13 protein-coding genes are annotated in these 13,449 nt (G+C 53.8%); 9 read left to right on the forward strand and 4 right to left on the reverse strand.

Features of this window, described 5'->3' with window-relative positions; translation table 11 throughout:
- Window positions 1-30: 30 nt before the first annotated feature.
- The gene (locus tag MK323_01905; GenBank protein MCH2480912.1) at window positions 31-1,410 is read right to left on the reverse strand and encodes an aspartate aminotransferase family protein; all 1,380 of its coding nucleotides are present in this window, start codon (window positions 1,408-1,410) and stop codon (window positions 31-33) included.
- Between the two features lie 212 nt (window positions 1,411-1,622).
- On the opposite strand from MK323_01905, the gene MK323_01910 reads away from it, so the two are divergent.
- Window positions 1,623-3,140, forward strand: coding sequence for a CoA-acylating methylmalonate-semialdehyde dehydrogenase (locus MK323_01910; protein MCH2480913.1), 1,518 nt, complete (start codon window positions 1,623-1,625; stop codon window positions 3,138-3,140).
- Between the two features lie 25 nt (window positions 3,141-3,165).
- Here MK323_01910 and tcuA read toward each other — a convergent pair whose 3' ends face one another.
- From tcuA to MK323_01925, 3 genes are all read right to left on the reverse strand, one after another.
- The gene (gene tcuA / locus MK323_01915; GenBank protein MCH2480914.1) at window positions 3,166-4,650 is read right to left on the reverse strand and encodes an FAD-dependent tricarballylate dehydrogenase TcuA; all 1,485 of its coding nucleotides are present in this window, start codon (window positions 4,648-4,650) and stop codon (window positions 3,166-3,168) included.
- 63 nt (window positions 4,651-4,713) lie between these two features.
- The gene (locus tag MK323_01920) at window positions 4,714-4,887 is read right to left on the reverse strand and encodes an aldehyde dehydrogenase family protein (GenBank protein MCH2480915.1); all 174 of its coding nucleotides are present in this window, start codon (window positions 4,885-4,887) and stop codon (window positions 4,714-4,716) included.
- Complete coding sequence (locus tag MK323_01925) at window positions 4,884-5,078, reverse strand: hypothetical protein (GenBank protein MCH2480916.1); 195 nt, start codon at window positions 5,076-5,078, stop codon at window positions 4,884-4,886. The genes MK323_01920 and MK323_01925 overlap by 4 nt, the downstream gene beginning before the upstream one ends.
- Window positions 5,079-5,149: 71 nt before the next feature.
- Between MK323_01925 and MK323_01930 the strand changes: the two genes are divergently transcribed.
- The 8 genes from MK323_01930 to MK323_01965 all read left to right on the forward strand — a co-directional run bounded on the left by MK323_01930 (window position 5,150) and on the right by MK323_01965 (window position 13,327).
- Complete coding sequence (locus MK323_01930; protein MCH2480917.1) at window positions 5,150-5,518, forward strand: hypothetical protein; 369 nt, start codon at window positions 5,150-5,152, stop codon at window positions 5,516-5,518.
- Window positions 5,515-6,378, forward strand: coding sequence for an alpha/beta hydrolase (locus MK323_01935; GenBank protein ID MCH2480918.1), 864 nt, complete (start codon window positions 5,515-5,517; stop codon window positions 6,376-6,378). The genes MK323_01930 and MK323_01935 overlap by 4 nt, the downstream gene beginning before the upstream one ends.
- A 55-nt stretch (window positions 6,379-6,433) precedes the next feature.
- Window positions 6,434-7,306 carry an NAD(P)-dependent oxidoreductase gene (locus MK323_01940; GenBank protein MCH2480919.1) on the forward strand — a complete coding sequence of 291 codons (873 nt, stop codon included), beginning with the start codon at window positions 6,434-6,436 and terminating at the stop codon, window positions 7,304-7,306.
- A 65-nt stretch (window positions 7,307-7,371) separates the two neighbouring features.
- The gene (locus MK323_01945; GenBank protein ID MCH2480920.1) at window positions 7,372-8,367 is read left to right on the forward strand and encodes a quinone oxidoreductase; all 996 of its coding nucleotides are present in this window, start codon (window positions 7,372-7,374) and stop codon (window positions 8,365-8,367) included.
- Between the two features lie 102 nt (window positions 8,368-8,469).
- Entirely contained in the window at window positions 8,470-9,342 is an 873-nt protein-coding gene (locus MK323_01950) for an isocitrate lyase/PEP mutase family protein (GenBank protein ID MCH2480921.1), read from the forward strand.
- Between the two features lie 215 nt (window positions 9,343-9,557).
- Window positions 9,558-10,553: an ABC transporter ATP-binding protein gene (locus MK323_01955; protein ID MCH2480922.1), complete on the forward strand. Its 996-nt coding sequence runs from the start codon at window positions 9,558-9,560 to the stop codon at window positions 10,551-10,553.
- On the forward strand, window positions 10,550-11,578 hold the full coding sequence (locus tag MK323_01960; GenBank protein MCH2480923.1) for an ATP-binding cassette domain-containing protein: 1,029 nt from the start codon (window positions 10,550-10,552) through the stop codon (window positions 11,576-11,578). Before MK323_01955 ends, MK323_01960 begins: the two co-directional genes overlap by 4 nt.
- Before the next feature lie 138 nt (window positions 11,579-11,716).
- The gene (locus MK323_01965) at window positions 11,717-13,327 is read left to right on the forward strand and encodes an ABC transporter substrate-binding protein (GenBank protein MCH2480924.1); all 1,611 of its coding nucleotides are present in this window, start codon (window positions 11,717-11,719) and stop codon (window positions 13,325-13,327) included.
- The last annotated feature ends 122 nt before the right edge of the window (window positions 13,328-13,449 follow it).

A 13,449-nucleotide genomic window follows, 5' to 3' on the forward strand; every position in this document is an offset into this window, starting at 1 on the left:
AAATGGCAACCGGGCATTTGTGGGTACCCGTCAGGCGGCTTTTCGTAAAAACCCCTCGGTTTCAGTGACAGCCGCTGCAAGTTTGTCGAACAGTTCATCGACTTGCGTGTTTTCAATAATGAGTGGTGGGCAAATGCCGATCACATCTCCCGGCAGGGCGCGGACGACCAGGCCCCTGGCCAGGGCACTGGCTGCCAGGGCAGGTGCGGCCTTTGCTTCAGGCGAGAACTGTGCTCGGCTCGACTTGTCGGACACCAGTTCCAAAGCTGCAATCAGTCCAACACCTCGAGCTTCACCAACGATGGAACTGTCCGAGAGCTCACTGAGTCGCTCTAGAAAATGGGGGGCCACGGACTGAACATGACCGATCATGTCTCGCTCTTCGTAGATCTTGAGTGTCTCGATTGCAACGGCACAGGAAACCGGGTGCCCCCCATAGGTATAGCCCATGCCGAATGCGCCATGCTTACGGCTTTGTTCCTTTATTACATCGTAGATCTTCTCAGAGATCATCAGGGCTGAAATTGGAAGATATCCGGATGACAGTTGTTTGGCGCAGGTGACCATGTCAGGTCGGATATCGTAGGTATCACATCCCCACATTTTGCCGGTTCGACCGAACCCGCAGATAACCTCGTCGGCAACCATCAGTATGTCGTACTTGTTAAGCACCACCTGGATTTTTGGGAAATAGGTGGCCGGTGGCAGGATTACGCCGCCTGCACCCATGATTGGTTCAGCAACAAAAGCCGCTACGGTTTCAGGTCCTTCCTGCAGTATGAGCTGTTCCAGACTGTTGGCGAGCCGAGTGGAGAAGGCCTCCTCGCTTTCGCCTGTTTCTCCAAAGCGATAGAAATTGGGCGTGTCGGTCTGCTTCATTCGATCAAGCGGAAGATCAAAATCATTCTGCATCAAGGGGATTGCAGTCAGGCTGCCGCTAGCGACTGTCACCCCATGGTATCCGCGAAGCCTCGAGATAATTTTCTTTTTGTCCCTAAGGCCGCGGCCATTGTTGTAGTACCAGGCAAATTTAATCGCTGAATCGATCGCTTCTGAGCCTGAATTGAGGAAAAACGCGCGGACCATGTCGCTGGGTGCGATCGATATCAGCCGTTCGGAGAGTTCAATCACCGGTTCGGTGGAGCGGTGGGCAAAGGTATGGGAATAGGGCAGAACGGCGAACTGTCGGGCTGCTGCATCAGCCAGCCGGCTCTCGGAGAATCCCAGTGACACACACCACAGACCGGCCAATCCCTCCAGATACTGGTTGTCGTTGTCATCCCAGACGTAGATACCGTCACCTCGGGTAATGACCAGTGGGCCCTGTTCCTCATGTGCTGCAAGGTTGGTATAGGGATGCAGGGTGTACGCGATGTCAGATTTTCGGTTACTGTTGGGATTGGAAACCATGGGTGCGACTCCTTAAGCGGCGACCTGATCTATTCTTAATGCGGGCCGCGATGTTAGCATGATCAGAATTGTGCACTGTAGTGGGCAGTCGAACAAGGAATGCTTGTCCTCGAACGGCCGAAAGACCACAATTCAGGGTGTAGGAACCAGGACCAGATGGAGTGCAACTGAGCATTATCCTCAGTGGTGGTTATCGGAGGAAAGAGAAAAACATGGACGCTAAAGTCAAGATTACACTGAATCATTTCGTTGGGGGTAAGCAGATAGCGGGCACCAGCGGGCGTTTTGGAGATGTGTATAACCCTGCCCTGGGCGAAGTCGCCAAACAGGTGCCCCTGGCCTCAGTGGAGGAAGTCCAGTCAGCCGTTGAAAATGCTGCAAACGCATTACCAGACTGGGCTGAAACCCCACCGGGTCGTCGGGCGCAAGTGCTCTACGCTTACCGGGAATTGCTCCACCGACACATGGACGAATTAGCCCTAATTGTGTCCGAGGAACATGGCAAGACGCTGGATGATGCGAAGGGTTCGATTACCCGCGGGCTGGAGGTGGTTGAGTTTGCCTGTGGTATACCGCAACTACTCAAAGGAGAGTATTCCGAGGGTGTTGCCGCTGGTGTCGACAGCTGGAGCATGCGTCAGCCGGTAGGGGTGTGTGCAGGCATTACGCCGTTCAATTTTCCTGCGATGGTGCCTATGTGGATGTTTCCCGTTGCGATTGCCTGTGGCAACACATTTGTGCTCAAGCCCTCTGAGCGTGACCCGTCCTGTTCTTTGCGCATGGCCGAATTGCTGAGTGAAGCCGGTCTGCCAGATGGTGTTCTGAACGTGGTTAACGGCGACAAAATCGCGGTAGATGCGTTGTTGACCAGTCCGACCGTGCAAGCGGTGAGTTTCGTCGGTTCGACAGCAGTGGGGGAGTACATTTACCAGACCGGATGCGAAAATGGTAAACGGGTTCAGGCATTGTGTGGTGCAAAAAACCACATGGTGGTGATGCCCGACGCCGACATGGGCCAGGCGGTCGATGCTGTGATGGGTGCCGCCTACGGTTCCGCTGGCGAGCGTTGTATGGCGGTATCTGTGGTAGTAACTGTAGGTGATGACACGGCAGATCGGCTGATGAAGCAGCTCAAGCCACGAATTGAGGCCCTGAAAGTCGGTGCCTATGATCAGTCCGACGTAGAGATGGGCCCGGTGATCACACCCGATGCCCGCGACCGCATAAAAGGTTACATCGACCAGGGTGTCGACGAAGGTGCCGATCTGGTCGTCGACGGCCGGGATATTTCAGTTGGAGGATACGAGAACGGCTGTTTTGTCGGTGCCACGGTTTTCGACAAGGTCACGCCGGCGATGAAAATATATACGGATGAAATATTTGGTCCGGTACTGTCTGTTGTCAGGGCGGGGAGTTATGAAGAGGCCCTGGACCTGGTCAACAAGCATGAATACGGAAATGGCACCGCGATATTTACCCGTGACGGAGACGCTGCCCGTGATTTCACGCATCGCGCGCGAATCGGCATGGTGGGCGTGAATGTGCCCATACCGGTACCCTTGGCCTTCCACAGTTTCGGTGGCTGGAAAAGGTCTCTGTTTGGAGATCACTATATTCACGGGCCCGAGGGCGTTCGCTTCTACACCCGGATGAAAACGGTGACGTCGCGGTGGCCCTCTGGTATACGCGAAGGCGCCGTCTACAACTTCAAGGCCGGCGGTGAGCACTGATTACCGCTGCCATTAGAAGCAGGTGTCAGACGGAAGCTGCGTTATTACCGGCAATCCTGCCGAACACGGCGCCGTTGAGTAGGCCCGTACCCCCGGGGTAGTTGTGGTAGAAAATCCCGCCTACCAGTTCACCGGCGGCGAATAAACCGGGGATAGGGATCAGGTCTTCGTCGACAACCTGCGCCTGCGGCGTGATCCTCAGTCCACCGAATGTGAAAGTTATGCCACAGGTCACGCCAAAGGCCTCATAAGGCGGTGTATCCAGCGTGGTCGCCCAGTTCATCTTGTTTATCAACAGTCCGTCGGTTCGTCGCCCGTCTTTAACCGTCGGATCAAAAGGGATGTCGACTTTAACGGCTGTATTGAATTCGGCGATGGTCCGAAGGAATGTTTCTCGATTCATACCCTGCTCTTCGCTGAGTCTGTCCGCCAGTTCCTCAAGACTGTCAGCCGCCACACGTGTAATCCGTCGGATACGATACTCATCGCGCATCAAGTGGGTGACTTTGGCATCGAAAACCTGCCACGCTGTTTGCCCGGGCTGTTCCAGGATACGGCCACCATATTTGGCATAGGTATAGTTCCTGAAATCCGCACCCTCATCCAGAAAACGTTCGCCTTCATTGTTTACAACCAGCGAGAAGGGATAAGAGTGTTTCTGGAACATGTCGCCTACCGCCAGGTCGCCGAATTCAGGAGCATTGAGGTCCCAGGCGACCGCGTGACAACCGGACCAGTTGCCCCGGGGCGCAGCGCCGATGTCTAAGGCCATGCGTATGCCCGCCCCAGTGTTGAAGCGACTACCGCGCACTTTGGCCAGGTCCCATCGGGGCCCAAGATAGCGTGTGCGCATCTCGGGGTTGGCTTGGAAGCCGCCGGTTGCGAGGACGACGGCACGACAGTTGACCGTGCCGTTGATGCCGTTCTGCCTGACGACCAGACCATTGACGGTGCCATTGTCCTGGCGAAGAGATAGAACACGTGCGCCATACCGGATCTCCACGCCTGCGGCTTTAGCAATAGCAGTTTCCATATCCACCAGTCCCGGCCCACCCCCACGGGCTTCGACGGTCAGGCCGCCCCAGAATCTGAATTTGCCGTCGACCTTGAAAGCCTGACGGCCATACATCGGTATGAACCTGACGCCTTTGTGGCGTAGCCAGCGTACGGTGTCCAGGCTGTTCTTTACCAGAACTTCCACCAGATCGGGGTCGCAGCGGAACTCGGTAACACGAAACATGTCGTCGAAAAACTGCGATTCACTATAACTGCCGAATTCAGAATTGTTGATTTCTTCTTCGCTAAGGTCGCAGATATCTAATAGATCTTCGCTACCGTTGTAAGCAAAGCGAATACCGCCCGCTGTGAAGCGACTGTTGCCACCATTTTCGGGCTCAGGCGCCCGTTCAAGCACCAGTACCCGTGCACCGTTTTCGGCTGCGGCAATGGCCGCACACAGGGCCGCATTTCCGGCGCCCGCAACGCAGACATCGTATTTTTGTTGGGTCATGCTTGCCTACTCAAATGGGCGGTTACCGGTACTCGACGAGTCTGGGCCATTCCCGCGTAGTAATCAAAGTAGCCGTGCAGCACGGCCAACATCCCGTTCTGCCTGCGACAAAGGTTTACCGACATCAATGGTTTCTATCTGGGTAGAGAGCGCAGCTCGCTTTCGAATACGCCTGGCGATCTCGTGCAAAATGTGGGCTCGGGCGGTGGGGTCGAGCTTTCTCCACGCTCCGTTCATCGTATGTCCGGCGCACTGCACTGCATGATTTTCGTCAGATGCACTGGCGCGCGGGGCAGTGAACCGTTGACCTGACTGGTTGCCGGATCCCGAACATCGATTTGGGCGCCGGACCGTGCCGCGACTGGGACGCCGTCGATGAGCATGGTGTTGAGGGTGGTGAGTTGCGGTGGATATTGAAATTTATGCATAGGGTGTGCCGGTGTAGTTCTGAGAAAAGGGCGATAATCTAGAACTGAGTGCTGTTTGCAGGAACAAAGCGATGATTGAGAAACTACCCGAACTTGTTAATAACAATGAGGCACTGATCCGAAGGGGTCGCTGGCTGAATGATGTGTTTCTGGTTGAGGTGGGAGAAATTCAGTACCTGGTCCACGTGGCGGCTGGTCGGATTGAGTGCGTAGAGACCGGTCCATTTGTGATGCCCTCGTGGACCTTTGCAATTCGCGGCTCGGAGGCCATGTGGCGCAGGTTCTGGAAATCGGTACCAGCTCCCGGAGATAACGATTTGTTCGCATTGAGAAAAACCGGTGAGATGACGATCGAAGGTAACCTGAAGCCCTTCATGGCTAACCTCATCTACGTCAAAGAGGTGCTGGCGATGCCACGTTTACTGGACGACAAAACATGAAACCGTGGATAGAAGCTGTTTCAGGTCGTTACCTTCACCTCGAAATCGGTAGCCGACATCATCGACTGTATTACGAAGAATCAGGGGAAGGGATTCCCCTCGTCTGCCTGCATACCGCTGGGTCAGATGGCCGTCAGTATCGTGGTCTGCTTAACGACGACGAGGTGACGCGCCATTACCGGGTGGTTGTATTTGATATGCCCTGGCACGGAAAATCATCGCCTCCTGAAGGGTGGCAGAATGAAGAATACAAGCTCACGACGCCAGCCTACACCGATATGATCATGACGCTATGCGGCGCACTCGAACTGGATCAACCCGTGATCATGGGCTGCTCGATCGGCGGTCGAGTCGTATTGAACCTGGCGCTTGAGCATGCCGATGAACTGCGCGCCGTAATTGGTCTGCAGTCTTCAGGTCACGTTGACCCTTACTACGACATAAAATGGCTGCATCACGCGGATGTTCACGGTGGTGAAGTGTGTGCGGGCTACGTATATGGACTGGTGGCCCCACAAAGTCCGGCGTCAGAGCGCTGGGAAACCCTATGGCATTACATGCAGAGTGGACCTGGTGTATTTAAAGGCGATCTCCATTTCTACATGATCGACGGTGATATTCGTGACAAGATCAGCAAAATCGATACTGACAAGTGTCCGGTTTACCTGCTCACGGGCGAATATGATTACTCCTGCTCGCCCGAGCGCACTCGGTCGACCGCCGCTCGAATCAATGGGGCAGACATGACGATCATGGAGAAGCTTGGACACTTCCCGATGAGTGAGAATCCAGCACAGTTCCGCCGTTATCTTTTGCCGTTGCTTGATCGAATTCGCGGCTGCAATAAAACAGCCAGCTGACTGCAGTACGGTCCGTGTTTGAGCGTTATGCGCACGTATTTAATGGGATCTATTAATGAATAAGCAGCAGAATATTGGTTTTATCGGTCTGGGTGTAATGGGTGAGCCCATGTGTCGGAACCTTTCAACCAAGTCAGGGGTTAAAATCGTAGCGTTCGACAGGCGTGAAGAACCTTTAACACGGCTGAGTATGGTCGGGGTCAGTCGTGCAGCCTCACTTGCAGAGATGGCTGATTCGGACGTCGTATTTCTGTCCCTGCCAGACGGTGAGGCGGTTCAGGAGGTCTGTTTGGGAAATACGGGCCTGATTACGGTGCTGAATTCGGGTGCCATAGTGGTTGATCTGGGCACATCGCCGGTGACATTGACGCGTGAACTCGATAGTCGCTTCAAAGGGCATGACGTCCTATTTTCCGATGCACCCGTTGCAAGAACCCGCGCGGCCGCCGAGGCTGGAACATTGAGTATTATGGTGGGTGCCGAATCAAGGGTATTCAATGCGCTTGAACCGCTGCTGAGAATGATGGGTGAAGAGATTACTCACTGTGGCACTGTTGGCTCGGGACAGCTGGTCAAGATTATGAACAACATGGTGCTGTTCCAGACTGTTTCTGCCCTAGCTGAGGCCCTGGCTATCGGGCGCGGTGCAGGAATCGATCCTGCGGTAATGTTTTCTGCGTTGTCAAAGGGTTCAGCGGATAGCTTTGCGTTGCGCAATCATGGTATGAAAGCAATGTTACTGGATAAGTTCCCACACGATGCGTTCAGTACAGCCTACGCGATGAAAGACCTGGACTATGCGCTCGAACTGGCCCGCGATGTCGGCTTTGAGGCACCAGGTGCACAGGTTGTGCGAGATCGCTTCAGACAGGCGATAGACGCTGGCTTTCATGACAGCTACTTCCCGGTCGTCAGTCGTGTCATCTGATTCGCAGTTGGTACATTGATCGTAACCAGAACATATCTGGCAGGGTTTGTAGACTGTCTTTTCTTGTGGTCAACAGCGTGAAGGCAGTACAGCTTCAGCACTATGGTGGATCCGACGCGCTGTCGCTGGTCGATGTAGATATTCCGACCCTGGGTGATGGCGAGGTATTGGTCAGAATCGAATCAGCAGGCGTCAATTTCATCGATATTTACATGCGGGAAGGACACTATCAGCAGTCTTCCACCTATGGTTCAGCTCTGCCATTTACGCTGGGTATGGAGGCGGTGGGCACGGTGGCCGACGCAAATGGAGATACCAGGCTGCAGGCGGGTGACCGTGTTGCTTACTGTCTGAGCCGTGGTAGCTATGCCGAGTACGCCGTGGTCCCTGCCTGGCAGCTGGTGGTTGTACCGCCTGATATTGATTCAAACACCGGCGTGGCACTGATGCTGCAGGGTTGTACGGCACATTACCTGACGCATTCTTTATTTTCGTTGTCGACAGGTGACTGGTGCCTGGTCCATGCTGGGGCAGGTGGCGTGGGTCAGCTGTTGGTTCAACTGGCCGGAAAACGCGGTGCACAGGTCATTACAACGGTGGGCACGCCAGAGAAAGCTGAAATTGTGAAGCGCCTCGGGGCAGATCACGCTGTGTTGTACCGGGAAGTAGACTTTTTCGAAGCCGTGCAGTCTGTGACAAAAGGTCAAGGTGTGGATGTGGTCTACGATGCGGTCGGCAAGCAGACGATAGCGTCGAGTATCCGTTGTCTCAAGCGGCGTGGCACGTGTGTCAACTACGGTGGGAGTTCCGGTCTGGTTGAAACAGTCAGTCCACTGGCATTGGCCGACGCGGGCAGTGTGTTTTTTACCCGCCCCCATCTGGCACACTATATGGCCGATCAAGTCGAGATCCAAGGTCGATGTACGGATCTGTTTGGAGCCGTTGGCAATGGGACACTGTCCGTCACAATCGACCAAGTATTTGAGCTTTCCGCGTTTGCAGAGGCTCATGCGCGGCTCGAGTCGCGCGGGACGCTGGGAAAGTTGTTGCTAAGGGTATAACGTATCGGATTTTGGGGGCTCGTCTCAAGTCACGTGGGATTGAGCCCACCTGGATACGAAACTTGGCTAGGGTGCCAGACATTTATAAAGGGTTGACCAATGATGGATATTAAGAAAAGAGATCTCCGAAGACGTTTAGAGCAGGGTGAGTTCATCTGCGCACCCGGTGTATTTGATCTTATTTCCGCCCGAATCGCAGACCGTTTTGAATTCCCGGCGTTGTATATGACAGGTTATGGTGTTGTTGCATCTTCTCTGGGTTTGCCCGATGCAGGACTCGCCGGTTATAGCGATATGGTCGAGCGTGTAGATCGGATTGCTTCGGCAACTTCTACCCCAGTGATTGCAGACGGTGACACCGGGTATGGAGGTCTGCTGAATGTCGACCATACCGTGCGCGGTTATGAACGTGCGGGCGCCTGCGCTATACAACTCGAGGATCAGGTCTCACCTAAAAAGTGTGGGCACACGCCGAATCGTAAAGTCATCCCTGTGGAAGACATGGTGAGTAAGATCAAAGTGGCGCTCAACGCCAGAGGATCAGAAGATTTTCTCGTCATCGCGCGGACTGACTCCCGCACCGGGCTGGGAATCGAGGAAGCAATACGCAGGGGCCAGGCCTTTGCCGATGCTGGCGCCGATATTATTTTCATTGAGTCACCGGAGTCGGTCGACGAGATGGCCGAGATCGGGCGCAGAATCGACAAACCGTTGTTGGCAAATATTGTTGTCGGTGGCAGTACACCGCTACTTTCAGAAAAAGAGCTTGCCGACCTGGGTTATCAACTGGCGATTTTTCCCGGCAGTGCGTTTCTGGCCATGGGTGCAGCAGTGGAATCGGTCTATGCGCACATCAAAACCACCGGTTCCACAGAAAGCCTGGATACGCCGCTTTATGAATTTCAGGCCTTTAATCAACTTATGGGATTTGACAAGGTCTGGGCATTTGAGAAGGCCTGGCTCAGTCAAGACTGAAATCGACTTAGACTGATTATCGAAATACAACGTTAAGATTACGCGGCGTATCCGAATTTCACTGTGCGGATTCAGCAGTGTTATGATTGAGCCAGGTACGGCAAATTTCCAATTGGATTTCCCATCTAGACATTCCCTTAAGATATGTAAGATACACAGGAGGAGAGTAAGGTCCCGCGGAAGCGCTGGTGCTGAGCGCGGGAGCTTGACCTACCATGGCGAAGCTACTTGAAGTTAAAAACCTGACGACGCAATTCTTTACCAGTGCGGGTACCGTTCAGGCGGTAGACGATGTTTCCTTTGATATTGACGAGGGAGAGACTGTGGCTGTGGTGGGAGAGTCGGGTTGCGGTAAATCGGTCAGTGCGCTGTCGATCCTGCGTTTGATTCCCTGGCCACCCGGTAAGATTATCGGTGGCAGCATTCATTTTTCCGGGCATGACCTGCTTGCGCTCAGTGACGATGAGATTCGCAAGATTCGCGGTCGCGAGATCAGTATGGTGTTTCAGGAACCGATGACCTCGCTCAATCCGGTACTTTCTATTGGATTGCAGCTGACCGAGACGATGGAGCATCACTTGGGCATCTCGAACGACAAGGCCCACCAGAGAGCCACAGAGCTGTTGGCGAAGGTTGGACTCTCTGATCCTGAGCGGCGTCTCAGTCAGTATCCGCATCACTTGAGTGGCGGCATGCGCCAGCGGGTCATGATCGCTATGGCACTGAGCTGTGAGCCGAAGCTGATTATTGCTGATGAGCCAACCACCGCGCTTGACGTCACGATTCAGGCTCAGATACTGGAGCTTATGAAAGACCTGACTAAGGAGTTGGGTGTCGCGTTGATGGTGATTACGCACAACCTCGGTGTCGTTGCTCGTTATGCTGATCGTGTGAACGTCATGTATGCCGGTAAATTGGTTGAAATGGGTAATGCCCGTCAGATATATCATGATCCGCATCATCCTTACACACTCGGCCTATTGGCGTCTGTACCAAGGATGGATCAGCCTCGCGGCAGTCGACTGGTTCCGATCGAAGGCCAACCCCCCGATCTGACCCGTCTAGATTCAGGGTGTGCCTTCAGGCCTCGATGCCGTTTTGCGGTGGAGCGCTGTGCGTCTGAAATTCCAATACTTCAGTCTGTCGACAGCGAACACGTTGCTGCGTGCTGGCGGGTCTCCGAGATTTCTGAACTCAAGGCAGCGTCATGACAACAGTTCAACAGTCGCCCTCGTCCTTACCTTCAGCCAATGGTGTGTCTGAAGAAACTTTCCTGCAGGTGCGGGACCTCAAGATGTATTTTCCAGTCACCGAAGGTGCCATCGTTCAGAAGATAGTCGCCCATGTAAAAGCGGTTGACGGTGTCTCATTTGATATCAGACGAGGGGAGACACTGGGTCTGGTGGGAGAGTCTGGCTGCGGCAAGACCACGGTCGGGCGATGTATCCTGCAACTGGAACATGCCACCGAAGGTGAGATCATGTTTGAGGGGCAAAATCTCACGAAGCTTAGCCAGAAAGAACTGGTACCCGTGCGGGCAAAAATCCAAGTCATCTTTCAGGACCCTTACAGCTCGTTAAACCCGCGTATGAAGATCGGCACTATGTTGGAAGAACCCATGCGTGTCCACCGTATTATTACAGACGCCAGCAAGCGAAAAGAGCGAGTCAGAGAGCTTTTGTCCGTCTGTGGACTGGATCCTAAGTTTGCCGATCGTTACCCGCACGAGATGAGTGGAGGCCAGCGTCAACGTGTCGGTATTGCTCGAGCACTGGCTCTGGATCCAACCTTTATCATCTGTGATGAGGCGGTGTCGGCTCTGGATGTCTCCATCCAAGCGCAGGTCATCAATCTGCTGGAGGACCTTCGAAAAGAATTTGATCTGACTTATCTCTTTATCGCCCATGATCTCAGTGTTGTGCGACACATCTCAAATCGGGTGGCGGTGATGTATCTGGGAAACCTGGTTGAACTTGCTGATGGTGATGAATTGTTCAATAACCCGACACATCCGTATACCCGCGCTCTACTGGATGCGGTACCTATCCCAGACCCAGTGGTTGAGGGGGACCGTGAGCACAGGGTTATCAAAGGTGAGGTCCCGAGTCCGATGAATCCCCCAAGCGGATGTGTTTTTCATCCCCGCTGCCCACTGGCAGTGGACAGTTGCCAGGTCTCGGTGCCAGAATTTCGTGAGGTGGTGCCTGGCCATCGGGTCGCCTGTAGCCAGGTTTGAGGTATAAGGTCTGGTGTTATACAGTGCTAGCCAGCCAGAGTTGGGATTTTCTTGGTAGATTCATAAGAAGATTGACCAAATTTAGGCCTGAATCAAGTATTATCAAGCTGACGTAAACACAAAGGAGGATGTTAAATCATGAAACAATCCATTTTTAAGGCTCTCGTAATGACGGCAGTCGGGGTGGTGTTCGCGCTTGCGGGCACGCTGTCCGCCTCGGCGGCTACTCCAAAGAAAGGGGGTATTCTGAATTTCGTGGTGGGCAGCAAGATCCCGTCCTACGACGGGCATATTGAGTCTACTTTCGGGATGATTCACCCGATCCGGCCATTCTACAGTTTGCTGTTCCGGGTCAATCCGGACAACCCGGCCGATCCAACCGACTTTCTGTGCGATGTTTGCGAAGGCAGCATACCGACCGGTGCAAAAGGAGGGACCGAGTACACTTTCAAAATTCGAAAGGGCCTCCAATTCCACAATGGCACACCACTGAATGCGCACGATGTCAAGGCGACCTTCGACAAGATCATCTTTCCGCCTGAAGGTGTCCCCAGCAATCGCAAGGCGATGTTCAGAATGGTCAAATCGATTGAGGTGCCCGATGACCACACCATCGTGTTCACGCTGGATTTCCCGTCGGGCGCGTTCATTCCCAGCATGGGGATGCCGTTTAATTTCATCTACAGCAAGAAAGACCTTGATACCCACGGTTACGAATGGCACAAGAAAAACATCAATGGCTCGGGCGCTTTCATTTTTGTCGAGCACATCGCGGGGTCTCACGTCTCAGGCAAGCGCAACCCAAATTACCATCATGAGGGCAAGCCTTACCTTGACGGTTTCAAGGCAATTTCCGCGCCGAAGATGTCCATACGCCTGCAGGCCATTCGTGGTGACCGGGCCGCGATCGAGTTCCGCGGTTTTCCGCCCAAGGCTCGGGATGATCTGGTCAAAGCACTAGGTGACAAGATCACGGTACAGGAAAGCGACTGGAACTGTGCACTGATGTTTACCGCCAATGTTGAGCGAAAACCGTTTGATGATAAGCGCGTGCGTCACGCTCTGACCTTGGCGGTGGATCGCTACGAGGCATCCAAGTATCTTTCTAATATTGCAATCGTGAAGACGGTCGGCGGTATTGTTTTTCCATCACATCCGCTGGCGGCGACGGCAGAAGAGCTTGAAGGATTGATTGGTTTCTCGAGGGACATCGAGGCCAGTCGTGCGAAAGCGCGGGCGCTGCTGAAGGAAGCCGGTGCCGAAGGCATCAGTTTCGACTTCAACAATCGCGGTGTCGATCAACCCTACAAGGTGGTTGGTACCTGGTTGGTTGACCAGTGGCGCCAGATCGGCTTGACGGCCATTCAGCGGGTGCAGCCTTCACCGCAGTTCTATGCCACGCTGCGTAAAAAGAAGGACTTCGATGTGACAGTCGACTTCAACTGCCAGTCAATAGTGAATCCGATTGCTGACGTTACTAAGTTCCTGTGCAGTGCCGGCAACCATTACTCGGGCTGCGACAATCCGAAACTGGACGCAATCTACGACCGACTGCTCAAGGCTGAAACGCCAGCACAGCAGCGTGCGACCATGCGAGAGTTCGAGAAGGAAGCGTTTGATACGGCAGGCACTAACCTGACGCTGTGGTGGTACAAGATCAATCCACACCGTTCGTACGTGAAAGGTTGGAAAATCGCGCCCAGTCACTACCTGAACCAGTCGCTGGATCAGATTTGGCTGGATAAGTAAAACCAAGAGTTGGTTGATCCCACGCAAGTTGTTGTGCGTGAAATGTAACTAACGCCCGTCGCCGTCCGGCGACGGGCGTTTACCTTTAACTGTATCAATAACCTTGCACAAATACATCGTCA

The sequence above is a fragment of the Gammaproteobacteria bacterium genome, assembly GCA_022450155.1.
GTDB lineage: Bacteria > Pseudomonadota > Gammaproteobacteria > Arenicellales > UBA868 > REDSEA-S09-B13.

What these genes read in the sequence shown, in the direction of transcription:
- MK323_01905 (MCH2480912.1), bottom strand. Translation starts at nt 1,410, where the DNA reads ATGGTTTCCAATCCCAACAGTAACCGAAAATCTGACATCGCGTACACC.
- MK323_01910 (MCH2480913.1), top strand. Translation starts at nt 1,623, where the DNA reads ATGGACGCTAAAGTCAAGATTACACTGAATCATTTCGTTGGGGGTAAG.
- tcuA (MCH2480914.1), bottom strand. Translation starts at nt 4,650, where the DNA reads ATGACCCAACAAAAATACGATGTCTGCGTTGCGGGCGCCGGAAATGCG.
- MK323_01920 (MCH2480915.1), bottom strand. Translation starts at nt 4,887, where the DNA reads ATGAACGGAGCGTGGAGAAAGCTCGACCCCACCGCCCGAGCCCACATT.
- MK323_01925 (MCH2480916.1), bottom strand. Translation starts at nt 5,078, where the DNA reads ATGCATAAATTTCAATATCCACCGCAACTCACCACCCTCAACACCATG.
- MK323_01930 (MCH2480917.1), top strand. Translation starts at nt 5,150, where the DNA reads ATGATTGAGAAACTACCCGAACTTGTTAATAACAATGAGGCACTGATC.
- MK323_01935 (MCH2480918.1), top strand. Translation starts at nt 5,515, where the DNA reads ATGAAACCGTGGATAGAAGCTGTTTCAGGTCGTTACCTTCACCTCGAA.
- MK323_01940 (MCH2480919.1), top strand. Translation starts at nt 6,434, where the DNA reads ATGAATAAGCAGCAGAATATTGGTTTTATCGGTCTGGGTGTAATGGGT.
- MK323_01950 (MCH2480921.1), top strand. Translation starts at nt 8,470, where the DNA reads ATGGATATTAAGAAAAGAGATCTCCGAAGACGTTTAGAGCAGGGTGAG.
- MK323_01955 (MCH2480922.1), top strand. Translation starts at nt 9,558, where the DNA reads ATGGCGAAGCTACTTGAAGTTAAAAACCTGACGACGCAATTCTTTACC.
- MK323_01960 (MCH2480923.1), top strand. Translation starts at nt 10,550, where the DNA reads ATGACAACAGTTCAACAGTCGCCCTCGTCCTTACCTTCAGCCAATGGT.
- MK323_01965 (MCH2480924.1), top strand. Translation starts at nt 11,717, where the DNA reads ATGAAACAATCCATTTTTAAGGCTCTCGTAATGACGGCAGTCGGGGTG.